Source organism: Burkholderia sp. Bp9143 (assembly GCF_003853645.1).
Lineage (GTDB): Bacteria > Pseudomonadota > Gammaproteobacteria > Burkholderiales > Burkholderiaceae > Burkholderia.
In genome coordinates, this window is record NZ_QTPO01000055.1 from 38,242 (window position 1) to 60,254 (window position 22,013).

Here is a 22,013-nt window from a genome sequence, read left to right on the forward strand (position 1 = left end):
ACGCACGCCACGACTTCGAAAAAATCAGAGAGAATCTGATCTTTGGTTCGGTTTTTACGAAATGTTGATCCGATGCTGAATTTTCGACATCTGTACTATTTCTGGGTCGTCGTGAAGGAAGGCGGCTTCGCGCGCGCCGCCGAGCGGCTCGACATGGCCGTGCAGACGATCAGCGCGCAGGTCCGCGAACTGGAAAAGTCGCTCGGCCACCAGCTGCTGCGCCCGGCCGGGCGCGGCGTCGCGATGACCGATGCCGGGCAGGCCGCGTATGCGCGCGCTGAGGTCATCTTCGAGATGGGCCGGCTGATTCCCGACGAAGTGCGCGCGGCGGCCAGCCAGCCGACCGTGCGGCTCGCGATCGGCCTCGCGGACGGGATCTCGAAGCTCGCCGCGCATGCGATCCTCGCGCCGGTGCTCGATACGCCCACGCTGCGGCTGCTGTGCCACGAGGGCGAGCACGATGCGCTGCTCGCGGAACTGGCGCTGCATCACCTCGATCTCGTGCTGGCCGGCCAGGGTGCGCCGTCGGGGTCGAATCTGCGCGTGACGAGCGAGCGGCTCGTCGCGTCGCCGGTCGACTGGTACGGGCCCGCGGCGCTCGTCACGCCGGCCGCGCGGCAGCGCTTTCCGGCGTGCCTCGCCGAGCTGCCGGTGCTGCTGCCGACTGCCCATTCGGCGCTGCGCGCGCGTCTGGACCTGTGGCTGGAACGGGAACGGATCGTGCCGCGCGTGGCCGGGGAATTCGAGGACAGCGCGCTGATGGCCGTGTTCGCGGCGCGCGGCCTCGGCGTGTTTCCGCTCAGCGAACTCGGCGCGAACGACGCATCGTTGCTGCGCGGGCTGCGCCGGCTCGGCCGGGCGGGCGACGTGACCGAGGAGATCCACGCGATCCGCTCGCGGCGCGGCGAACACCATCCGCTGGCGTCGCAACTGCTCGCGGCCGCGCGGCCGGCGCCGGCCGGCTGAAGCAAGCGCGACATCAAACGAAACTATAATGACGCCCCGGCCATACGAGATTGCCACGCGCATCGCACCGGCCCCGCCGCTGCGTGCACTGCGCCCGCAGCCCCGCGCGACATCTCGCCGAGCCTTTTGAAAGACGCCATGCACAACCGATTTCGCCTGTTTTCCGTTTCGTGCGCGCTCGCGGCCGCGACCGTGCTGGCGGCGTGCTCTTCGCCGCCCAAGCCGATCTACCAGCAGGAACAGTTCGACGCGACGAGCAGCCCGTATGCGCACACGTTCCGCTCGAAATCCGACGCGGCCTGCGAGGCCGCGCGCCGCGCGCTGCTGAGCCAGGGCTATGTCGTGTCGTCGTCGCGCAACGATGCGGTCGACGGCAGCAAGAATTTCCAGCCGAGCAACGACATGCACGTCGTGATCGAGTTTCACGTCGTGTGCGCGGACGCGAATGCCGACGGCTCGTCGAGCATCGCCTACGTGAACGCGGTCCAGGACCGCTACACGCTGAAGAAGTCGAATACGTCGGCGAGCGTCGGGCTCAGCGTGTTCGGTTCGCTGTCGCTGCCGATCGGATCGAGCGACGACGCGCTCGTGAAGACCGCCAGCGAGACGATTCCCGCCGGCGTGTTCTACGAGCGCTTCTTCAATCTCGTCGAGCATTTCCTGAAGATCGATCCGGCCCGCCGCGATCGCGCGACCGTGAAGGCGGCCGAGAAGGAACCCGTCACGCCGCTGCCCGAACCGGCGCCGACGCCTCAGGGCGAGCCGATGAAGATGACGACCCCGGTCGTGCCGACGCCGCCGGCCGCGCCGGTGCCGCTGTCGGTGCCGAGCGTCGCGCCGACTTCGGGCACGCCGGTCGTGCCGGCCGCGCCTGCCGCGGCATCGGCCGTGGTCGCGCCGGGGGCGATGCGGGCTGGCGTGTCGGGAACGGCAGCGGGTTCGGTTCCGGCTACGGCTTCGGTACCAGCTTCGGCCTCGACGCCTGCTGCAGCCTCGGTGGCTGCTCCGGCTTCGGCACCCGCCGCTGCGTCGACGCCGGGCGCATCGACGCCGGCAACTGCCGCGCCGGCTGCTGCAACGTCGGCATCGGCCGCACCTGCCCCCTCGAACGCCGCTCCAGCGTCGGCGGACAAGGCGCCTGCGCCCGCTGCGGCCGACCCCGTCGCATCGTCCGCACCGACCGGTGCCAGCGTACCGTCCGCAAACTGACTGCACGCCCATCTCTCCGCGCCGTGCGCCCATCGCGCGCGGCGCGCCACGCGCTCCCCTCCCCGCCCTCCTCCGACGAGATGACCGTACGCCCGGAAACCGGTTGCGCATGCGCGTCGTGGCATAACCGGCGATCGGGAACCGCCCATCGCGACAGTCGACACGAATCCCGATTTCGCGGACGCCCGCGATCGGTTCCGCCCAGTCGTCCTCCCGCCGTCACGTCGCAGGCTGCGTCACCGTCCGGCAGCGCCGCGCCACGGCCGCTGGTGCGTTACCGCAACGTCGCGTTCAGCGTCTGCAGCTGCTCGACCGTCGCCGTCACACCGCCGCACACGATCACCGCGATGTCCGACGCCGAAGCAAGCACCGGTACCGGTTGTTCGAGTGCGGCCAGCGCAGCACCGCACGCTGGCTCCACGACGATCCGGTGCTCGTCCAGAAACCGCAGCGAAGCAGCCACCGCCTGCGCATCCGACACCACGACCGGATGGATCGCGTGCCGTTTCGCCCATTCGACCGCCGCGTCGCACGGCCGCTTCGCGCCGAGCGACGTCGCGATGCTCGTGATCGCCGGCAATTCGACCGGATGCCCCTGCGCGACCGAACGCGCGTAGCTGTCGGCGCCCTCCGTCTCGACCGCGACGACCGGCACGTCGTGCCAGCCGTTGCGCGCGAGCCCCTCGAGCACGCCGCACAGCAGCCCGCCGCCGCCGACCGCGAGCACCACCGCATCGGGTTTCGGGCCGGTTGCCGCCATCTCGTCGATCATCGTCGCGTGCCCCTGCCAGAGCACGGGGTCGTCGAACGGATGCACGAACGCGTCCTGCGGGCCGACGGCCGACAGCGCAAATGCGTTCGCCTCGGCCCAGCTCGCGCCGTGCACGACCACCTCCGCGCCCTCGACGCGGATCAGCTCGCGCGCGCGGGCCGACGCGGTTTCCGGCACGACGACGAGCACCGGCACGCCGAGCTCGCGACCGCAATACGCGACCGCGATGCCCGCATTGCCGCCCGACGACGACACGAACCGGCGCGCGCCGGCCGCATGCCGCGCTTCGCACACCGCGCCGATGCCGCGCAATTTGAACGAGCCGGACGGCTGCAGCGCGTCGAGCTTCAGCCGGATGTTCGTGCCGAGGCGGCGCGATGCGATTTGCGAACGGATATAGGGGGTCTGGATATGAAGCGGCATGGTGCGGGACACGATCGGGACAAAGGAAACACGCGCGGCCTGTCAACAGGCCCGGCAACGGAGACCATCGTACGGCACGCCCGCCATGCTTTCCAATACCATCGAATGACACTTGCTATGCTTCGGAGGCATATTCATCGAATCAGAACCGGAGCCGACACCGCATGCGTCAGATCGAACTGCGTCACCTGCGTTACTTCGTGGCGGTCGCGCAAGCCGGCAGCGTGATGGCCGGCGCCCGCGCGGCCGGGATCGTCCAGCCCGCGCTGTCGCGGCAGATCCGCGAGCTCGAGGACGCGATCGGCACGCCGCTGCTGATCCGCCGCGCGACGGGCGTCACGCTCACGGCGGCCGGCGCGAGTTTCCTGCAGGATGCGACCGGCCTGCTCGCGACGTTGCAGGACAGCCGCGAACGCGCGTTGCGCAGCGCGGCCGGCCAGCTCGGCGAACTGCGGCTCGGCGCGCTGCCGAACTGCCTGCCGCTGCCGGTCGTCGCGAACGTGCTCAAGGCGTTTCGCGACGCATGTCCGGACGTGAAGCTGTCGATCGCGCCGATGCTGTCGGCCGAGCAGGCGGCGGCGCTGATGCGCGGCCAGCTCGACGGCGGCATCATGGCGTGGCGCCGCGACGAGGCGCCGCATCTGTCGGGCGTGCGGCTGCTGAGCGACCGCTTCGTGCTCGCGATGCCCGCGCCGCCCGGCGGCCGCTTTCACGCGCCGCGCACGCTCGCCGACGTCGCGCACGAACCGTTCGTGTGGTTCGACGCGCAGCGCTCCGCCGCGCACCACCGCTTCCTGATGGCGCAGTGCGAACGCGCCGGCTTCACGCCGCGCATCACGCAGGTCGGCAGCGACATCCCGACGCTGATCGGTCTCGTCGCGGCCGGCATGGGCTGCGCGTTCGTGCCGGAAAGCGCGTCGCCGACGTGCCCGCGCACGGTCCGGCTCGTCGCGCTCGACGAACTCGCGAGCCGCTTCGACATCGAGTTCGTGTTCGACGGCGCGGCGGCGCCGGCTTCTCCCGTCGTCGCGCGGTTTCTCGACGCGGTGCGCGATGCGGCCGGCCACACGGACTGACCGACAGCCGGGCGTGCACGATCCGCGCGCCGGCGACGGATTCCACGGGATCGCCTTGCCGCGGATCCGGCCTGTTGCGCGGTCGCTTCGCATGGCGACCGCCTTCGCTGTCATCGCACGCTAAACGTCCGCTCGAGCGCACGAAAAATCTTTCAAATCGATGACGATCGGCTCTGCCGTGTCGGTATTTTTAAATTGACACCAAAAACAGCCGTTTAACGTCATTTCGAATCGTTATGCCCCGAAATATACTGCGCCCGCATCCAACCCTCGTGCCAAAGAGAGGATGCCTTTCCGCCCCGGTCACGGTCCCCCTGTGACCGGGCTTTTTTTGGGGCCGCGAGCCGCGCCCGCATGCCACCCGGATCGCGCATTATTGACATGCAATCAAGATAATTTCGTTCGAACACGGCTTTTTCCGCAAAAGTCATGCAGGCACACTTCACCCTGTCCACAACGGCCCGGTGCCGTTGCCCAACACTGACAGGAGCGCATCGCGTGAGCACCACGACTTCTTCTCCTTCCCGCCCGGGCGGCAGCGCCGCACTGCCGCTGCTGGCGCTCGCCGCCGGTGCGTTCGGCATCGGCACGACCGAGTTCTCGCCGATGGGCCTCTTGCCCGTGATCGCCGACGGCGTGCATGTGTCGATTCCGCAGGCCGGCATGCTGATCAGCGCGTATGCGATCGGCGTGATGGTCGGCGCGCCGCTGATGACGCTGCTGCTCGCGCGCTGGTCGCGCCGCTCGGCGCTGATCGCGCTGATGTCGATCTTCACGATCGGCAACCTGTTGTCGGCCGTCGCACCGGACTACACGACGCTGCTGCTCGCGCGACTCGTCACGAGCCTCAACCACGGCGCGTTCTTCGGGCTCGGCTCGGTGGTCGCGGCCAGCCTTGTGCCGCGTGAAAAGCAGGCCAGCGCGGTCGCGACGATGTTCATGGGGCTCACGATCGCGAACGTCGGCGGCGTGCCGGCCGCGACCTGGCTCGGCCAGATGATCGGCTGGCGCATGTCGTTCGCGGCAACCGCGGCGCTCGGCGTGATCGCGATCGCCGGCCTGTTCGCCGCGCTGCCGAAGGGCGCGGCCGGCAGGATGCCGAACCTGCGAGCCGAACTGTCGGTGCTGACGCGCCCGGTCGTGCTCGGCGCGCTCGGGACAACGGTGCTCGGCGCCGGCGCGATGTTCACGCTGTACACGTATGTCGCGCCGACGCTCGAACACCTGACCGGTGCGACGCCCGGCTTCGTCACCGCGATGCTCGTGCTGATCGGCGTCGGCTTCTCGATCGGCAACATCGCCGGCGGTCGCCTCGCCGACCGCTCGCTCGACGGCACGCTGATCGGCTTCCTGGTGCTGCTGATCGTGACGATGGCCGCGTTCCCGCTGCTCGCCCGCACGCATGCCGGTGCCGCGGTCACGCTGCTGGTCTGGGGCGTCGCGACGTTCGCGGTGGTCCCGCCGCTGCAGATGCGCGTGATGCGTGCCGCACACGAAGCCCCGGGCCTCGCCTCGGCCGTCAACATCGGCGCGTTCAACCTCGGCAACGCAGTCGGCGCGGCAGCCGGCGGCGCGGCGATCTCGGCCGGCTTCGGCTACGCGGCGGTGCCGCTCGTCGGTGGGCTGATCGCCGCGGCAGGGCTCGCGCTGGTCGCGCTGCAGATGATCCAGCGCCGCCGCGCGCCGGTCGCCGCGAATTCGTAAGCACCCGGCGATCCGTACGGTGCCGATAGCCGGCACCGCAACGGAAAAACGCCCGCGTCGGGATCCCGACGCGGGCGTTTTCGTTCACGGGCCACCGCACAGCAACGCCTGTGGCGGCTGCCGCCCGACGACGGCCTCGTTGATGTCGACGTGTTCCTGCCGTGGCATCGCGACCGCAAGATGAACGCGGCCGAGCAGGCGTTCCTCGACGCGATGGAGCGTTGCATGCAGCGCCATTCGCTCGCGGAACGGCTGGGGATGTAGGCGCGCGAATGCGCGCATCCGCGAAAGGAAGGAAGCAGACGCCGGCCCATACGGCCCGGCGCCCGATGCATCGTCAGAAGCGATGCACGATGCCGAGCTGCACGCCGCGCGCGTTCGCGCCCGGATACGCGAGCGGCAGGCCCGGGTTCGCCGCGCCCGCGAGCGTGTAGCCGGCCTGGTTGCGGTTGCGCAGGTACGACAGCGCACCATAGAAGCTCGTGCGCTTCGACAGGTCGTATTCGTACATCACCCCAAACTGGTCGGCGTTGTCGCCTCGCGACGTCTGGTCGTGCAGGTACGCATAGCCGAGCGCGACGTAGTTCGCCGGGTTGAGCTGGTACTTGACCGACAGCCCGTACACACGCGAATCGATGCCGAGGTCGGCCCACTTCACCGCGGAGAAGCCGCCGTACACGGTCGCCTTGCCGATCGCGTACGATGCGCCGGCCATGATCGTGCGATCGGTCGTGGTCGCCGTCGTGTTCTTCAGCCACTGGCCCGCGACGAACGCCGCGAACGGCCCGTGCTCGTAGGTCACGTCGAACTGCTGGCTCGAGCCCGCCGAGCGCACCCCGCCCGCGTCGCCGAACCCGACATACAGCCCCGCCTGGAAGCCGGCGATCTCGGGGCTCTGGTACGACAGCGTGTTGCTCGTGCGGAACGCAAACACGGTCAGGTTGTCCATGCCGGACGCCTGCGTGACGCCGCCGAACGCGTCCTGCCCGCCCTGGTCGTTGAACAGCGGCGAATTCTGGCGGCCCGCGCGCACCTTGCCCCACTGCCCGGCGATACCCACCCACGCCTGACGATTGAACATGCTGCCCGAACTGGCGAGCGAACCGTCGTTCGGATTGAAGCCGTTCTCGAGCGCGAACTCGATCTTCTGGCCGCCGCCGATGTCCTCGCCACCCTTCATCCCGAAGCGGCTGCCCCACTGGCCGCCCGAGCCGATCGCCGCCGTATAGCCGTTGCCGGTGTTCACGTACTGCGCGAATTCGTCGATCACGCCGTACAGCGTGACACCGTCCTGCGCGAGCGCGACGCCGGACCCACCCAGGCATGCGGCCGCGACGGCCATGCGAAGGCCGGCATGCGCCGATCGCGCCCGGGAACGATTGCCTCGTGCGTTCATTTGCTTAGTCATACTATTCAATGGAAGGAGAATGGAACGATGCCGGGCATGGTGGTCTGCCATGCCGGCATCGCGGATAACGAAGGTGATCTACAACGCGGCTGCCGGTCGCGCCGGACTCGGCGCGGCGTGCCGCTCAGGCCGGCCGCGGGCCGGCCCGACGGGCGACGCGACGCGTCAGTGCTGAGCCTCGCCGCGTTCGAGCGGCAGGATCAAGCGCTCGGGGATGCTGCGTCGCGACGCACGCGCGCCAACGTAGTACAGCACGGCCGGCACGACGAGGCCGAGGATCCACGAGATGTCGGTGCCGCCGAGCGCGTCGACGAGCGGGCCCGTGTAGATGTGCGTCGACATGAACGGCAGCTGCACCAGGATGCCGACCACGTAGATCGTGATCGCCATCACGTTCCAGCGGCCATAGCGGCCGTCCGGATCGGACAGCGCCGGCACGTCGTAGCGCGAGCGCGTGAAGCAGTAGTAGTCGACCAGGTTGATCGCGCTCCACGGCGTGAAGAACGCGAGCAGGAACAGGATGAACGCGGTGAATTCCTTCAGGAACGAATGGCGGCCGGCGAGCGCGATCAACGTCGACACGCAGATCATCCCGAAGATGTAGACGAGACGGCTGCGCGACGACACCGCGCCCTTGCCGCGGAAACCGCTGACGATCGTCGCCATCGACATGAAGCTGCCGTAGGCGTTGAGCGCGGTCACCGTCACCTTGCCGAATGCGATGCTGAAATACAGCAAGGCCGCCACGGCGCCCGTGGAGCCGAGGCCGACGATATACGACACTTCGTGGTGCGCGAACTGGCTGCCGGCCAGCGCGGCGGCGAACACGCCGAACACCATCGCCGCCTGCGCGCCGATCACCGAGCCGAGGCCGACCGCGAGGAACGTGGCGACCGACGACGTCGAGCGCGGCAGGTAACGCGAATAGTCGGCGACGTACGGACCGAACGCGATCTGCCACGATGCGGACAGCGACATCGACAACAGGAAGCTCGCGAGCGAGAAGTGCTTGTTCGCGAGCAGCGCGCCGACGTCGTGGTTCGCGAACAGCTGCGTGAACATGTAGACGAACGCGACGATGCCGATCACGCTCGCGATCCGGCCGACGAAGTGGATCGCGCGATAGCCGAACACCGTCAGCACGACGATCACGGCCGCGAACAGCAGGATGCCGGCCGCGTCGTCGACGTGCAGCAGTTGCGCGACGGCCTGCCCGGCGAGCACCGAGCCGCTGGCGGAAAAGCCGATGTACATCAGGCACACGAGCACGATCGGGATCATCGCGCCGTAGACGCCGAACTGCACGCGGCTCGAGATCATCTGCGGCAACCCGAGCTGCGGCCCCTGCGCGCCATGCAGCGCCATCACCGCGCCGCCGACGAGCTGGCCGAGCAGCAGCGCGACCAGCGACCAGAACACGTCGCCGCCGAGCACGACCGCCAGCGCCCCCGTGACGATGGCCGTGATCTGCATGTTCGCCGACAGCCACAGCGTGAACTGGCTCAGCAGGCCGCCGTGGCGTTCGGCGTCGGGAATGAAATCGATCGAACGTACCTCGATCAGACCGCCGGCTTTTCCACTGGGATTCGTTGACACGGGAAAATCTCCAAGATACTGAGGATCACAAATGGTTTGGACGAGACAGGAAACGTGCGAGCCGCCCTTTCGGCTCGTCGGGTGCGGTGCGCCGTGGATCGCCGGCATGCGCCAGGCACGCACGATCTGCACGCTGGCGCGCAACCGGCACGACGTGTGCCGACATTGCCAGCGGATGATCTTGTATATACAACTTGGGTGATATCCGTGATTACCCGGTGTCCGGCAATTTTCGAAATCGTCCGAAAAAGCGGGACGCATCCGACCGGCGGAGTCGCCGGTTGCGCGTATGAAAAATGAAAGCTCAGGTGCCGGCGGACGCCGCCTGATCGGGTGCGGCGACCATGTCGCCGGCAGGAAGGAGATTGAGCATGCGTCGCGCCGCCTCGACGTCGCGCGCGTGCAGCCATGCGTCGTAGTCGTCGCGGCGCAGGATCACGACGCCCCGCTTCTCGTCTCCGGGCCGATGCATGCGCGCGAACACGGGGTGATCGTCGGCATTGACCGTGAGCATCGTCATGCCAATCAGCTCGTGGCCGTCGGCCGCTTCGTAACGCCGCCAGATGCCGGCGACGCAGTACGGCCCCCAGCCGCCGACGCCGATCCGGTGCCACACGTTGCGCCCCGTCTCGTAGCACGGCTCGAAGATCCAGCGCACCGGAATCAGGCAACGCTGGCCGTTACGCCACGCGTTGCCGTAGAGCCGCGACGAACCGACCGTTTCCGCGCGTGCGTTCACCGTATCGAGCTTCTTTCTCTTGCGGCCGTTCTCGTCGAGACGCTCGGGCTGCATGAACTTCGGCCAGAAGCCGAACACCGCGCTGACGACCGCGAGACCGTCGCCGTCGGCACGCGCGATGGGCGCCGCGTAATCGGGATACACGTCGGGTGCCCAGGGATCGCGGCGAAACAGGTCGCCGATGCCGATCCTCAGCTCGCTGATGCCCGGGTCTTCATCGGGGGCGCGGTAGTGGGTGCACACGGTTCGGCAGACGAAGGACGCAATGTCTTCATCGTAGGTCAGCACGCACGCGACGTCCCGCTATCGCCTGGTATGACGAAACAGTCTCACGCGCACCCGATCCGAAGCGTCAGGATTTCGTCGCCGGCATCGTCCGGCATTCCGGTCTCGCGCGTCCTGCCGCGCAGCGCGATGCAGTCGGCCGCGTCGTCGGGAACGGCGCGGCGGTAGACCGCTTCAGGCGAGCCGCTCCGATCCGATGACATGAACGCCCGGGCGCGCCTCGAGCGCGGCGTCGAGCAGCGCGCGGGCTATGCGCGGCGCGGGATTCACGCGCCACTTCCGCGGCAACAGCGGCCCGGCGACGCTCAGCGCCAGCACCAGCATCCGTTCGCCGAACCGGAATTCGTCGCGGCTGCCGCCGATCAGGCCCGGCCGCACGCAGGTGAGCGACGCGAACCCGATGCCCGCGAGCGCACGCTCGACCTCGCCCTTCACGCGGTTGTAGAAGATGCGCGATGCCGGGTCCGCGCCGAGCGCGGAATTCAGCACGTAGGTCGGCGTGCCGGCCCGGTGCGCGAGACGCGCGACCGCGAGCGGATAGTCGTGATCGACGCGGCGGAATGCGGCCTGCGAACCCGCGACGCGCATCGTGGTGCCGAGCGTGCAGATCACCGCGTCGGCCTGCCACCAGTCGGCCGCCTCGGGCAGGCGATCGAAGTCGACCGTCGGCGCGTGCATCTTCGGATGCGGCGACAACGGCCGGCGCGCGAGCACGACGATCTGGTCCACCCGCGCATCGGCCAGCGCGGCTTCGAGGACGTGGCGCCCGACGAGTCCGGTCGCGCCGACGAGCAACAGTTTCATGTCCGTTTGTTCCGTATGAGGCCGGCACCGGCCGTCGTGAGCGACAGGCGCGCGCTGCTGTCGCCATGTCACGCCGCCGCGATCCCGACCGGGTGCGGCCAATGAATCCGCGTGGAATCGACACGATGAACGCTTCGCGCGGGCGGGTCAACGGCAACCCGCGGCCCGCCCGCTATGCGTCCGTTCCCGCCTGCCGCGACACGCTCGGCGCGACACCGGTCCACCGCTTGTACGCCTGCGAGAACGACGACATGTCGCTGAACCCCAGTTCCTCAGCGATTCGTACATGTCGTATCGGCCGGCGCTGGAGCCGGAAGATTTTCGCGTCTGCCCGATCCTGCTCACGCAGCCGGCCGCGGACCGCTGGACGCCACGCCACCTGAGCGAACCGTTCCTCGCACGCATCCGCAACGTGCCGGTCAAGGTGGAAATGCTCGACAACGCGGGCCACTACCCGCTCGAACAGCCGGGGCTTGCGCAGATGGTGGACGCGATCGATGCGTTCTATCGCGACGTGACGGCACGGCCCGCTCGCGTGCGAGTGCCGTCGTGACCTCCCGCAGCGAGGGCCCTTCAACGCGTATCGCAAGGCAACGTCGAACGGGTTGAATCCGCAGTCGACCACGGCCCTTTGCATCGGCTTCGGCACTTCGTATTCAGTTCCCTAATCGCCGAAATCACGGCGTGGACGCGCGACCTCCTGCCGTCATTCTCCCGCCTGAAACAAAAAAGCCGACCCCGTGAGGTCGGCACTTCCTACCCGGCTTTCCAGGCTGTCGGTTCGTGCAGCGCGGATGATTCAAATCACGGCGCGTCGGCCCGATCAGCGGGCCCAGTGGCAGATCCGATGCAGATGATGCCAGTGGCAGACCTTGTGAATGCTGGCCTGTGCCGCTTCAGGCACCAGGGCCGCAAAGGCCGCGGACGTAACCAGACTCATGAGCAGCAGCGCTTTCGCCTTTTTCATCGTGCGTCTCCAATCAAGGTAGCATTTAGTTATATTGATGATCGTCGTCATGACGTTTGTTGTCGTGGCGATGATCGTTGCCACCACGGTCTTCGCGCTCACCATGCCAGCCTCGATCATTGGGGTGACCGCGCATCCATTCGTCGCGCGCCCAGTAACGGTGGCCATCGTAGTACCGGTCGCCATGCCAGCCAACCGCAATGCCGATCGGTGCCGGCGCGACGTCCATCTGCGGCGAGACAACGCATCCGGTAAGGCTAATTCCAAAGACCGCCAGCAAGGCAGCTGTGACGAGGGATTTCATAGATATTCTTTCGATGGTACGACTCCGCACGATCATGGATGCACGGAGTTGTCTTGATCATTGATGTTTGTAGGTATCGGGGGTTTTGACGTGACGACCATGATGCTTGTGGTGCATCTTCGCCTTGCGTTGAGGCATCGCATGTTGCGTCGGAGCTGCGCCTCCATCGTTTTGCATTTCGGGCTGCGACTTCGACATACCCGCCTGGCCTTCTCCAAACTGATAGGTTGTCTGTGCGAATGCTGCGCTGCTCAGCGCGACGGCTGCACACGCACCTGCCAGGATCATCGAAATCTTCATGTGAACTCCCTTCAGTTGGTCGACGACGGCAGCATAGCGTGAAGGGGCACGGTTTCGACGCGACCGGATCATCTTTGACAATTTCGACCATTCTCGAATTCATGTCGAACCTTCCCGAATTTTGCGAGCAATGCGGCGGATGTTTCGAACGTCTGATTTCGATAAGCCCGGCGGGCTGGTGCGGGTCGGTAAGCCACCTCCCCGAAATCCACGAAGAACCACAAAAAAGCCCCGCCGTAGCGGGGCTTCGTTCGGCGATGGATGCCGGCACGGGCTCACACATGCAACGCATGCCCCAGCGCGCGCAACGCCGCCTCCTGCATCGCTTCGCCGAGCGTCGGATGCGCGTGGATCGTGCCGCCGATATCCTCGAGCCGCGCTCCCATCTCGAGCGACTGCGAGAACGCCGCGGCCAGTTCCGACACACCGCGCCCGACCGCCTGCCAGCCCACGATCAGGTGCGTGTCGCGCCGCGCGACGACGCGCACGAAACCGTCGGTCGCCTGCAGCGTCATCGCGCGCCCGTTCGCCGCGAACGGGAACGACGCACCGATGCAGTCGACGCCGGCCGCCTTCGCGTCGTCGGGCGACCAGCCGGACGTGACGACCTCGGGATCGGTGAAGCACACGGCCGGGATCGATGCCGGCGTGAACTTGCGCCGCCGTCCCGCGATCAGCTCGGCCACCATCTCGCCCTGCGCCATTGCACGATGCGCGAGCATCGGCTCGCCGGCGACGTCGCCGATCGCCCATACGTTGCGCATCGACGTCCGGCATTCGTCATCGATACGCAGTGCGCGGCCGTTGCGATCGAGCGGCATCGATTCGAGCCCGAAACCGTCGACGCGCGGCCGGCGGCCGACCGCGACCAGCACGCGATCGGCCGGCAGCACCTTCTCTGCACCGTCGGGTGCCTGCACGCGCACCGCGCCGTCGCTCGCGAGGCCCAGCACCTTGTGGCCCAGCCATAGCCCGACGCCAAGCCGCGCGAGCGAATCGGCGACCGGCTTCGCGAGTTCGGCGTCGTACGCGGGCAGCACACGCTCCTCCGCCTCGACGATGCCGACGTCGACGCCGAGCTTGCGATAGACGGTCCCGAGTTCGAGCCCGATGTACCCGGCGCCGACGACGATCAGCCGCTTCGGCAACGACTCGGGCGACAGCGCCTCGGTCGATGACACGACGTGCCCGCCGAACGGCATCGACGGCAGCGCGACCGGTTCCGAGCCCGTCGCGAGCAGCAGGTGCTCGCACGCGATCCGCGTCGTGTGATCGCCTGCGACGACGTCGACCGTCTTGCCGTCGACGACGCACGCGTCGCCGTGCAGCACGCGCACGCCGTGCTTCTTCAGCAACGCGCCGACGCCGCGCGTGAGCCGCTCGACGATGCCGTCCTTCCACGCGACACTTTTCGCGATATCGATCTCCGGCGTGCGCACGCGAATCCCGAGCGTCCCCTCGCCGGCCTGCCCGCACGCCTGCTCGAACGCATCGGCGACATGGATCAGCGCCTTCGACGGAATGCAGCCGATATTCAGGCACGTACCGCCGAGCCGTTCGCGCTCGACGAGCACCGTCGGAATGCCGAGCTGTCCCGCGCGAATCGCGGCGACGTAACCGCCCGGACCGCCGCCGATGACGAGCAACGTGGTGTGTTCGTTCTTCATCACGCTCACTCCGCGAACAGCAGCGCCGGGCGCTCGAGCAACCCGCGTACGGCCTGGATGAATTCGGCCGCGTCCGCGCCGTCGACGACGCGATGGTCGAACGACGACGACAGGTTCATCATCTTGCGCGCGACGATCGCGCCGTCACGGATCATCGGCCGCTCGACGATCCGGTTCACGCCGACGATGCCGACCTCGGGATGGTTGATGACCGGTGTCGACACGATGCCGCCGAGCGCGCCGAGGCTCGAGATCGTGATCGTCGAGCCGGTCAGCTCGTCGCGCTGCGCACGGTTCGCACGCACCGCATCGGCGAGCCGCGCGATCTCCGCCGAGATCGACCACACGTCGCGCGCTTCCGCGTGACGCAGCACCGGCACCGTGAGGCCGCCGTCCGTCTGCGTCGCGACGCCCATGTGCACCGCGCCGTAACGCGTGACGACACCGGCTTCGTCGTCGTAGCGCGCGTTGATCTGCGGGAAGTCGCGCAGCGCGATCACCATCGCGCGGATCAGCAGCGGCAGCGGCGTGAGCCGGCCGCGCGTGTCGCCGTGGCGTCGGTTCAGCTCGGCGCGCAGCGATTCGAGCTCGGTGACGTCGATCTCCTCGACGTAGGTGAAGTGCGGAATGCGGCGCTTCGCTTCCTGCATCTTGCGCGCGATCGCACGGCGCAGGCCGATCACCGGCACCTCGGTTTCATCGTTGCGCTCGTCGTAGCCGTGCGCTTGTGATCCACGCGCCGCGCCGCCGCCCGTGCGCGCATACGCATCGAGGTCCGCATGCAGGATCCGCCCGGCTTCGCCGGTGCCGCGCACGTAGCGCAGCTCGATGCCCATGTCCCATGCGCGCTGGCGCACCGCCGGCGAGGCGAGCGGCCGTTCGCCCGGCGCGAGTGCCGCGCGCGGCGGCACCGCGTGTTCCGCGCGGCGCGGCTCGGCAGCGTGACGCGTTGCCTTCGACGGCTCGTGCGCTTCGGGTGCGTCAGCTGCGTCGGCTGCTTCCGCCGCCTCGGTGACTTTGGATGACTTGGCAGGCGCATCGGCCGCCGCTGGACGCTGCGTCGCATCCGCGCCTGAATCACGCGCCTTCGCGCCCGGTTTCAGGTTGCCGTCGCCGTCGACTTCGAGACGGATCAGCTCGCTGCCGACCGCCATCATCTCGCCGATCCGGCCGCCGAGCTCCAGCACCTTGCCCGCCACCGGCGACGGAATCTCCACCGCCGCCTTGTCGGTCATCACATCGGCGAGCGGCTGGTCTTCGGCGATCGTCTGCCCCGGTTGCACGTGCCAGGCGACCAGCTCGACCTCGGCGATCCCTTCGCCGATATCCGGCATCTTGATGACATGAATCCCCATCTCAGGCCTCCATCACGCGTCGCAACGCTTCGCCAACCCGGGCCGGGCCGGGGAAATACGCCCATTCCTGCGCGTGCGGATACGGCGTGTCCCAGCCCGTCGTCCGCTCGACCGGCGCTTCCAGATGGTAGAAGCAGTGCTCCTGGACGAGCGACACCAGTTCCGCGCCGTAGCCGCAGGTGCGCGTCGCTTCGTGCACCACCACGCAGCGGCCGGTCTTGCGCACTGACGCGACGATCGTGTCGAGATCGACCGGCCACAGCGTGCGCAGGTCGATCACTTCCGCATCGATGCCGGTCTCCTCGGCAGCAGCCATCGATACGTGGACAGTCGTGCCGTACGTCAGCACCGTCACGTCGTTGCCGGGCCGCGCGACGGCGGCCGTATCGAGCGGCACCGTGTAATAGCCTTCCGGCACCACGCTGCCCGGATGCTTGAGCCACGACGTGACCGGACGCTCGTGATGGCCGTCGAACGGCCCGTTGTACAGGCGCTTCGGCTCGAGAAAGATCACCGGATCGTCATTCTCGATCGATGCGATCAGAAGCCCTTTCGCGTCGTACGGATTCGACGGCATTACCGTGCGCAATCCACAGACCTGCGTGAACATCGCCTCCGGACTCTGGCTGTGCGTCTGGCCGCCGTAGATGCCGCCGCCGCACGGCATCCGGATCGTCATCGGCGCGGTGAACTGGCCCGCCGAGCGATAACGCAGCCGTGCACCTTCCGACACGATCTGGTCGGACGCCGGGTAGAAGTAGTCCGCGAACTGGATCTCGCAGACCGGCCGCAATCCATACGCGCCCATCCCGACCGCGGCGCCGACGATCCCGCCTTCCGAGATCGGCGCATCGAACACGCGCGACTTGCCGTACTTGGCCTGCAGCCCTTCGGTGCAGCGGAACACGCCGCCGAAGTAGCCGACGTCCTGCCCGAACACGACCACGTCGTCGTCGCGGCCGAGCATCACATCCATCGCGGAACGCAGCGCCTGGATCATCGTCATCGGCTGCGCCGACGCCGCCGCTGTTTCATGTTGCGCCATGATCACGCTCCCAGTTCCTGGCGCTGACGGCGCAGGTGCGCGGGCAGCTCCTTGTACACGTCGTCGAACATCGACGCCGGCGACGGAATCCGGTCGTCGGCCAGCGTCCCGAACTTCTCCGCTTCCTTCTGCGCGGTGATCACCTCGGCTTCCAGTTCGGCCGTGAGCGCATCGTGCGCGCTGTCCGACCAGATGCCCTTCGCGATCAGGTGCTGCTTGAAGCGGGCGATCGGATCGCCAAGCGGGAAATGGGCCCAGTCGTCGGCCGGCCGGTATTTGGTCGGATCGTCCGACGTGGAATGCGCGCCCGCGCGGTAGGTGACCCATTCGATCAGCGTCGGGCCGAGATTGCGGCGCGCGCGTTCGGCCGCCCAGCTCGATGCCGCGTAGATCGCGAGGAAGTCGTTGCCGTCGACGCGCAGCGAAGCGATGCCGCAGCCGACGCCGCGCCCGGCGAACGTCGTGCCCTCGCCGCCCGCGATCGCCTGGAACGTCGAGATCGCCCACTGGTTGTTGACGACGTTCAGCACGACCGGCGCGCGATACACGTGCGCGAACGTCAGCGCGGTGTGGAAGTCGGCTTCCGCGGTCGCGCCGTCGCCGATCCACGCGGACGAGATCTTCGTGTCGCCCTTGATCGCCGACGCCATCGCCCAGCCGACCGCCTGGATGAACTGCGTCGCGAGGTTGCCGGAAATCGAGAAGAAGCCGGCTTCGCGATCCGAGTACATGACCGGGAGCTGGCGCCCCTTCAGCGGATCGCCTTCGTTCGACATCAACTGGCAGATCATCCGTTCGAGCGGCACGTCGCGCGCGATCAGGATGCTTTGCTGGCGGTAGGTCGGGAAGCACATGTCGCCGTGACGCAGCGCCATCGCATGCGCGGCGCCGATCGCCTCTTCGCCGAGGCTCACCATGTAGAAGGAGATTTTCTTCTGACGCTGCGCGATCATCATGCGCGCGTCGAAGATGCGGGTCTTCAGCATCGCGCGCATCCCGGCGATCAGGCGCGCATCGTCGAGATCCGGTGCCCACGGGCCGAGTGCCTGGCCGTGGTCGTCGAGCACGCGCACCAGGCTGCGGGCGAGATGGGCGGTGTCCGCCGGGGCAACGTCGATCGGCGGGCGGCGAACGGCACCGGCCGGCGATAGATGCAGATAGGAAAAATCCGTCTTGCAGCCCGGACGCCCGGTGGGCTCCGGCACATGCAGACGCAATGGCTCTGACAGGCTCATCGTGTCGTCTCCACGCTCGATTGTGTCTCACGCTGATGGAAACGCGCGGCCGGTTGCCGGCTCACGCGCGGGCTGGCGCACGGATAAGCACGCCAACCTTGGAAATTTATGCCTCCTGGCGCGAGACGTCGATGCCCAACCCGCTCGTTCAGGGTGAGCAGATTTGCCATGGCGGGTGACGAGGGGCGATCAGGGCTGTCGGTGAGGTGAATGCACGTCGCGTGTGCTGCGATGCGTCAACGGCCGGTGCAGCGTGCGTATCGAGGCCGGACGGATCGGTGCGTCCCGGTCATGTCGGAGGAGACGAAGTAAAAGACCCCGCGAAATCCTGGATCCCGGCGGGGTCTCGGTACGGCCGGGCGCCTCAGCGCCCGCTTGCCGGGGCGCCCCGGCGAACGATGCATCACGCGTCGGGGCGCGCGATGTCGAAGCGGCTGTCGGGCGTGACGTGCACGTAAGCCGACGGGCCACCCGCGCGAAGAATGATGCCCGCGCCGAACGTGTCGAAGATGCCGTCCTTCAGCAGGTCGTGACGGATATGCACGGCGACGACCTCGCCCAGTACCAGCGTGGCCGGTGTCTCGACGCCGTGGTGATCGCGCAGGCGGATCACGTCGGTGACCTTGCATTCGAAGTTGACGCCGCTTTCCGCCACGCGCGGCACGTCGACGAGGCGCGACGGAATCGCGGTCAGGCCGCCGAGTTCGAATTCGTCGACGTCGTACGGCACGGCGGCGCAGGTCTGGTTCATCCGGTCGGCGAGATCGCGCGTCGCGAGGTTCCAGACGAACTCGCCGGTCTCCTGCACGTTGCGCAGGCTGTCCTTCGCGGCCGTGCTCGAAAACCCGATGATCGGTGGACGGTAGTTGAACGCGTTGAAGAAGCTGTACGGCGCGAGGTTGAGCGTGCCGTCGCTGCCGCGTGAGGAAATCCAGCCGATCGGGCGCGGGCCGATGATCGCGTTCAGTGGGTCGTGCGGCAGGCCGTGGCCTTGCGACGGTTCGTAATAGTGATGGGTCGAGTCGGTCATGGCGGGTGGTCTGGCGAGAGGCAAACTGCGTTTGATTCCATCGGCAGAATCATCTGCGATCTGCGTCGATGGTGGTGACGCCGTCCTGTGCGACGTGCGCGCCAAGTATCACATGGCATCAGGTTCGTCACAGTGAAGCGCACCGCGAACCGCGTCGCAGCGCAGCGCAGCGCAGCGCAGGCGCAAGCATCCCGCCAAATAAAAAACCCGCGAGCGCAGCGCTTCTCGCGGGTTTCTCGGACCTTCGCCGAATCGCATTGATGCGATCGATGGCGGGACCGGAACAAAACAAATCCACAAAACCCACGCCATGCAAGGCCCGACCCAGAATCGACACCGACTCATGCCCCCAAAAATGCCCCCTATCTGCATCTACTGTAATTCGAGCAGTTCGCTGGACGCTATCGTACCGCGCAGGACGACAGTGAACGAGGTGCAGCCTTGCCGTCACCATCCGGCCCAGACTGCTCCATACGAACGCCGTGTGTTCGACACGCTGGCGAACAGCGAATGGCCCACAGCGAAACCGACATGTCGCCCGCTCGTGATCGCAACGTCCTCGTTGCTCGCCAGATGGGCGCTGCGCTCCGACGCCAGACTTATGCCCGCCGGACCAGCCAGCACGATGTCGCGCTCCGTCAGTTCCGGGACACATATGCTTGAAACGAACTCCTTGTGCGTCAGCGTGACGGAACTGCCGTGCACAAAAACGCGCTCCGAACCACGCTCGAATTCGCAATCGCTGAACGCTTCGTTTTCGGCGCCAGGCCCACTCCGATTCTGGCCGCGCAACAGCATGCGGACGCGCGGGAGCGGCGCCGCCGCACTCAACGATTTGGCGTGACAATCGTCAGCGTCGGTGTCAGGTTTCGATGTATCGCTCTTGCTGGTCATGAACATGACAGGAAAACGCTCCGCGAGATTCTGACGGACTCGGCGCTGCACTTCGTCACCCCGCCGAACCGGTGCATGGCGGTCGAGCACGAGCAGATCGAACGGCTGGCTGCACAACTGTCCGAGGAGTGCCTGTATGTCGTCGAATGTATGACCTCTGTGCCCCGCTGCCTACAACGTTCGGCACGCAAAGTCAGCTTGCGCCTGAGTCTCCGTCAGGACTGCAATTCTCAGAACGTCCAGCATCGCCCGAACGTATATAAACACAATGCCCTTTAGTACCGCACGGTCGGGTGTCGGCTTGCGGGCCGCATACTGGCGATTGTGCGCTGCTCCCACAGGCGGCAATGGATCCGCGCACCCCAAGGGTGCGCGGGCGCTTTACCACTGACTTCCACCTTACAACGTCATCACGTCAATCAACGTTTTGCGGCCTTTGTTGTAGTGGAACATGGAGATGACGCTGTGCCTGAGGTCACCTTTAGCGTCGAAGGTCGTTATCCCGATTACGCCTTTGTAGTTCGTCGTCGGCATGGCCGCGAGGACTTTCGCGGCGGTGGTTGAATTCGAACGCTTCATTGCATCGACGATGATATGGACAGCGTCATACGAATACGGTGCGTAGATCTCAATCGGTTGGCCAAAGCGACTCTTGAACTTCTGCTGGAACGCTGCACCTCCCGGCATCTTCGATAGTGCGACGCCGGCCTCCGAACAGATTACATTGTCCGTCGCTGGGCCTGCCAGCTCCGCGAGCGATTCGGTACAGACGCCATCGCCTGACAGAATCTTTGCGTGGATGCCAAGTTGGGCGGCTTGCTTGGCGAACGGGCCGCCGGTCGCGTCCTCGCCCCCGTACATGATTACGTCCGGATTTTCGCCCTTGATCTTTGTCAGGATCGCGCGGAAATCGACTGCCTTATCGCTTGTGGCGTCGTGAGAAAGCACCCTAATGCCAAGTGCCTTCGCACCCTTTTCAAACTCGCTCGCTAGTCCCTGTCCGTACGCCGTTGAGTTGTCGACGATTGCAACAGACTTCGCACTAAGTGATTGCGCAGCGTACCTCGCGAGAGAAGGTCCTTGCTGGGCGTCGGTGCCAACCACACGGAAGGCTGTCTTGAATCCCTGTCCGGTATAGTCAGGATTTGTCGCTCCCGGCGAAATTTGCGTTATCCCGGCGTCCATGAAAACCTTCGACGCTGGAATGGTTGTACTTGATAGGTCGCTGCCGATGACGGCGACAACGCCGTCGTCGACGAGCTTCTGCGCGACAACGGTTCCGGTACGCGGGTCGCCCGCGTCGTCTTCCCCGTCGAGAACCAGCTTGATTTTTTGTCCGGCAATGACAAGACCAGCGGCATTTATCTCCTCCACGGCAAGCAGCGCACCGTTTTGATCGTCCTTGCCAACATGAGCGCTCATCCCAGTCAACGGCGCGAAGTGACCGATCTTGACTGTCTGATCGGCATATACATTCACCGAAAGAGAGGCGAATAGTGATACGGCGCCTAACGAAATCAGCTTTAATTTCACATTCATACGAGTCTCCATGTCTATAAAAGCAACTACCGTGATTTCGGACCGAACGACTTCGCGGTCCTAATTTACAGATTTATAGCCTTGACTTGTTTGGCAGCGAGTTGTCCGCTCGGCGTCGACTGTGCCACCTAGGGCGCTCCATGCGCCGCTTCGACCAGTTATCGACCTCAGCCTTCGTGCACGGCGAATGCCTCACTAGAATTCCGCGACCCGAAGCCATCTTCCTCGAGCTAAACAGGGACCCTCTGCTTGCCGAATACTCCCGGCCGATACTGCCCCGGACGACGCCTTCGTGAATAGCTGCCGGCGGCAATGGCTTAAGCGCCCTCAAGACGCGCACCTTCTCATCGCACACTTGCCGTCGGCGGACAGCTTCGCCTTCGACATCGGGCCGCGCGGCGAGCGCCGCTATCGCCTTCCTCCAGTCACGCACACGATAACGGTCCGTCACGAACAGAAACGGTTCGTCGCTGTAACCGATCGGCATAGAAAGTTTGCGATCCTCAAGAAACTTCCGATTCATGCACGACCCGCCGACGTCTGGTAGAAGTTCATAAGACGTTCTATTCCCCAAGATACGCGGCACGCACCTTCGGATCGTCGAGCATCTGCTTCGCGTCGCCTTCCATCGTGACCGTGCCCGAGTCCATCACGTAGCCGCGGTCGGCCGCCTGCAGCGCGAGGCGCGCGTTCTG

At 66.5% G+C, this 22,013-nt stretch carries 20 protein-coding genes and 3 pseudogenes; 6 read left to right on the plus strand and 17 right to left on the minus strand.

All coding sequences use genetic code 11. The features are described 5' to 3' along the window. Positions 1 to 72 precede the first annotated feature (72 nt). The gene (locus DIE23_RS32010) at positions 73 to 966 is read left to right on the plus strand and encodes a LysR family transcriptional regulator (RefSeq protein ID WP_124615933.1); all 894 of its coding nucleotides are present in this window, start codon (positions 73 to 75) and stop codon (positions 964 to 966) included. A gap of 138 nt (positions 967 to 1,104) precedes the next feature. Then, complete coding sequence (locus tag DIE23_RS32015; RefSeq protein WP_124615935.1) at positions 1,105 to 2,175, plus strand: DUF2242 domain-containing protein; 1,071 nt, start codon at positions 1,105 to 1,107, stop codon at positions 2,173 to 2,175. 274 nt (positions 2,176 to 2,449) lie between these two features. On the opposite strand, the gene DIE23_RS32020 is transcribed toward DIE23_RS32015, so the two are convergent. After that, a complete protein-coding gene (locus tag DIE23_RS32020; protein WP_124615937.1) occupies positions 2,450 to 3,370 on the minus strand; it encodes a pyridoxal-phosphate dependent enzyme in 921 nt (306 codons plus the stop codon). A 164-nt stretch (positions 3,371 to 3,534) separates the two neighbouring features. On the opposite strand from DIE23_RS32020, the gene DIE23_RS32025 reads away from it, so the two are divergent. The 3 genes and pseudogenes from DIE23_RS32025 to DIE23_RS32035 form a co-directional block, all read left to right on the plus strand. After that, the gene (locus tag DIE23_RS32025; protein ID WP_124615939.1) at positions 3,535 to 4,446 is read left to right on the plus strand and encodes a LysR family transcriptional regulator; all 912 of its coding nucleotides are present in this window, start codon (positions 3,535 to 3,537) and stop codon (positions 4,444 to 4,446) included. A 498-nt stretch (positions 4,447 to 4,944) separates the two neighbouring features. Next, positions 4,945 to 6,150 carry an MFS transporter gene (locus DIE23_RS32030; RefSeq protein WP_124615941.1) on the plus strand — a complete coding sequence of 402 codons (1,206 nt, stop codon included), beginning with the start codon at positions 4,945 to 4,947 and terminating at the stop codon, positions 6,148 to 6,150. Between the two features lie 96 nt (positions 6,151 to 6,246). After that, positions 6,247 to 6,414: pseudogene (locus DIE23_RS32035) on the plus strand (LysR family transcriptional regulator); the annotation flags it as partial. Between the two features lie 73 nt (positions 6,415 to 6,487). Here the strand turns inward: DIE23_RS32035 and DIE23_RS32040 are convergent. The 5 genes and pseudogenes from DIE23_RS32040 to DIE23_RS40470 form a co-directional block, all read right to left on the minus strand. Next, positions 6,488 to 7,558 carry a porin gene (locus tag DIE23_RS32040; RefSeq protein WP_124615943.1) on the minus strand — a complete coding sequence of 357 codons (1,071 nt, stop codon included), beginning with the start codon at positions 7,556 to 7,558 and terminating at the stop codon, positions 6,488 to 6,490. A 165-nt stretch (positions 7,559 to 7,723) separates the two neighbouring features. After that, a complete protein-coding gene (locus tag DIE23_RS32045; protein WP_124615945.1) occupies positions 7,724 to 9,154 on the minus strand; it encodes a cytosine permease in 1,431 nt (476 codons plus the stop codon). 304 nt (positions 9,155 to 9,458) lie between these two features. Continuing rightward, positions 9,459 to 10,136, minus strand: coding sequence for an SOS response-associated peptidase family protein (locus tag DIE23_RS32055; RefSeq protein WP_124615969.1), 678 nt, complete (start codon positions 10,134 to 10,136; stop codon positions 9,459 to 9,461). A 216-nt stretch (positions 10,137 to 10,352) separates the two neighbouring features. After that, positions 10,353 to 10,982 (minus strand): NAD-dependent epimerase/dehydratase family protein, encoded by a 630-nt coding sequence (locus DIE23_RS32060; RefSeq protein ID WP_124615947.1) that lies wholly within the window; start codon positions 10,980 to 10,982, stop codon positions 10,353 to 10,355. Positions 10,983 to 11,154: 172 nt separating this feature from the next. Next, a pseudogene (locus tag DIE23_RS40470) lies at positions 11,155 to 11,262 on the minus strand (helix-turn-helix domain-containing protein); the annotation flags it as partial. A 6-nt stretch (positions 11,263 to 11,268) separates the two neighbouring features. Between DIE23_RS40470 and DIE23_RS32070 the strand changes: the two are divergent. Next, the gene (locus tag DIE23_RS32070; RefSeq protein WP_260436253.1) at positions 11,269 to 11,535 is read left to right on the plus strand and encodes an alpha/beta fold hydrolase; all 267 of its coding nucleotides are present in this window, start codon (positions 11,269 to 11,271) and stop codon (positions 11,533 to 11,535) included. Between the two features lie 270 nt (positions 11,536 to 11,805). Here DIE23_RS32070 and DIE23_RS39755 read toward each other — a convergent pair whose 3' ends face one another. From DIE23_RS39755 to DIE23_RS32120, 11 genes and pseudogenes are all read right to left on the minus strand, one after another. Continuing rightward, positions 11,806 to 11,949 carry an HHHH-motif protein gene (locus tag DIE23_RS39755; protein ID WP_185646577.1) on the minus strand — a complete coding sequence of 48 codons (144 nt, stop codon included), beginning with the start codon at positions 11,947 to 11,949 and terminating at the stop codon, positions 11,806 to 11,808. Between the two features lie 25 nt (positions 11,950 to 11,974). After that, positions 11,975 to 12,253: a hypothetical protein gene (locus DIE23_RS32075; protein WP_124615949.1), complete on the minus strand. Its 279-nt coding sequence runs from the start codon at positions 12,251 to 12,253 to the stop codon at positions 11,975 to 11,977. Positions 12,254 to 12,310: 57 nt separating this feature from the next. Then, positions 12,311 to 12,553, minus strand: a complete 243-nt coding sequence (locus DIE23_RS32080) for a hypothetical protein (RefSeq protein ID WP_124615951.1) — start codon at positions 12,551 to 12,553, stop codon at positions 12,311 to 12,313. Between the two features lie 275 nt (positions 12,554 to 12,828). Next, complete coding sequence (gene lpdA / locus DIE23_RS32085; RefSeq protein ID WP_124615953.1) at positions 12,829 to 14,220, minus strand: dihydrolipoyl dehydrogenase; 1,392 nt, start codon at positions 14,218 to 14,220, stop codon at positions 12,829 to 12,831. 5 nt (positions 14,221 to 14,225) lie between these two features. Further along, a complete protein-coding gene (locus DIE23_RS32090; RefSeq protein WP_124615955.1) occupies positions 14,226 to 15,575 on the minus strand; it encodes a dihydrolipoamide acetyltransferase family protein in 1,350 nt (449 codons plus the stop codon). A 1-nt stretch (position 15,576) separates the two neighbouring features. Next, on the minus strand, positions 15,577 to 16,620 hold the full coding sequence (locus DIE23_RS32095; RefSeq protein WP_124615957.1) for an alpha-ketoacid dehydrogenase subunit beta: 1,044 nt from the start codon (positions 16,618 to 16,620) through the stop codon (positions 15,577 to 15,579). A 2-nt stretch (positions 16,621 to 16,622) separates the two neighbouring features. Further along, a complete protein-coding gene (locus DIE23_RS32100; protein ID WP_124615959.1) occupies positions 16,623 to 17,855 on the minus strand; it encodes a 3-methyl-2-oxobutanoate dehydrogenase (2-methylpropanoyl-transferring) subunit alpha in 1,233 nt (410 codons plus the stop codon). Between the two features lie 403 nt (positions 17,856 to 18,258). Then, a complete protein-coding gene (locus tag DIE23_RS32105) occupies positions 18,259 to 18,885 on the minus strand; it encodes a flavin reductase family protein (protein ID WP_124615960.1) in 627 nt (208 codons plus the stop codon). 447 nt (positions 18,886 to 19,332) lie between these two features. Next, on the minus strand, positions 19,333 to 19,869 hold the full coding sequence (locus DIE23_RS40475; RefSeq protein WP_260436252.1) for a DUF2345 domain-containing protein: 537 nt from the start codon (positions 19,867 to 19,869) through the stop codon (positions 19,333 to 19,335). Between the two features lie 309 nt (positions 19,870 to 20,178). Continuing rightward, positions 20,179 to 21,318 carry a branched-chain amino acid ABC transporter substrate-binding protein gene (locus tag DIE23_RS32115; RefSeq protein ID WP_124615962.1) on the minus strand — a complete coding sequence of 380 codons (1,140 nt, stop codon included), beginning with the start codon at positions 21,316 to 21,318 and terminating at the stop codon, positions 20,179 to 20,181. Positions 21,319 to 21,881: 563 nt separating this feature from the next. Beyond that, positions 21,882 to 22,013 (minus strand): annotated as a pseudogene (locus DIE23_RS32120) (ABC transporter ATP-binding protein); the annotation flags it as partial.

Coding starts and splice junctions, on each gene's coding strand:
- DIE23_RS32010 (WP_124615933.1), top strand. CDS start 73: ATGCTGAATTTTCGACATCTGTACTATTTCTGGGTCGTCGTGAAGGAA.
- DIE23_RS32015 (WP_124615935.1), top strand. CDS start 1,105: ATGCACAACCGATTTCGCCTGTTTTCCGTTTCGTGCGCGCTCGCGGCC.
- DIE23_RS32020 (WP_124615937.1), bottom strand. CDS start 3,370: ATGCCGCTTCATATCCAGACCCCCTATATCCGTTCGCAAATCGCATCG.
- DIE23_RS32025 (WP_124615939.1), top strand. CDS start 3,535: ATGCGTCAGATCGAACTGCGTCACCTGCGTTACTTCGTGGCGGTCGCG.
- DIE23_RS32040 (WP_124615943.1), bottom strand. CDS start 7,558: ATGACTAAGCAAATGAACGCACGAGGCAATCGTTCCCGGGCGCGATCG.
- DIE23_RS32060 (WP_124615947.1), bottom strand. CDS start 10,982: ATGAAACTGTTGCTCGTCGGCGCGACCGGACTCGTCGGGCGCCACGTC.
- DIE23_RS32070 (WP_260436253.1), top strand. CDS start 11,269: ATGTCGTATCGGCCGGCGCTGGAGCCGGAAGATTTTCGCGTCTGCCCG.
- DIE23_RS39755 (WP_185646577.1), bottom strand. CDS start 11,949: ATGAAAAAGGCGAAAGCGCTGCTGCTCATGAGTCTGGTTACGTCCGCG.
- DIE23_RS32075 (WP_124615949.1), bottom strand. CDS start 12,253: ATGAAATCCCTCGTCACAGCTGCCTTGCTGGCGGTCTTTGGAATTAGC.
- DIE23_RS32080 (WP_124615951.1), bottom strand. CDS start 12,553: ATGAAGATTTCGATGATCCTGGCAGGTGCGTGTGCAGCCGTCGCGCTG.
- lpdA (WP_124615953.1), bottom strand. CDS start 14,220: ATGAAGAACGAACACACCACGTTGCTCGTCATCGGCGGCGGTCCGGGC.
- DIE23_RS32090 (WP_124615955.1), bottom strand. CDS start 15,575: ATGGGGATTCATGTCATCAAGATGCCGGATATCGGCGAAGGGATCGCC.
- DIE23_RS32095 (WP_124615957.1), bottom strand. CDS start 16,620: ATGGCGCAACATGAAACAGCGGCGGCGTCGGCGCAGCCGATGACGATG.
- DIE23_RS32100 (WP_124615959.1), bottom strand. CDS start 17,855: ATGAGCCTGTCAGAGCCATTGCGTCTGCATGTGCCGGAGCCCACCGGG.
- DIE23_RS32105 (WP_124615960.1), bottom strand. CDS start 18,885: ATGACCGACTCGACCCATCACTATTACGAACCGTCGCAAGGCCACGGC.
- DIE23_RS32115 (WP_124615962.1), bottom strand. CDS start 21,318: ATGAATGTGAAATTAAAGCTGATTTCGTTAGGCGCCGTATCACTATTC.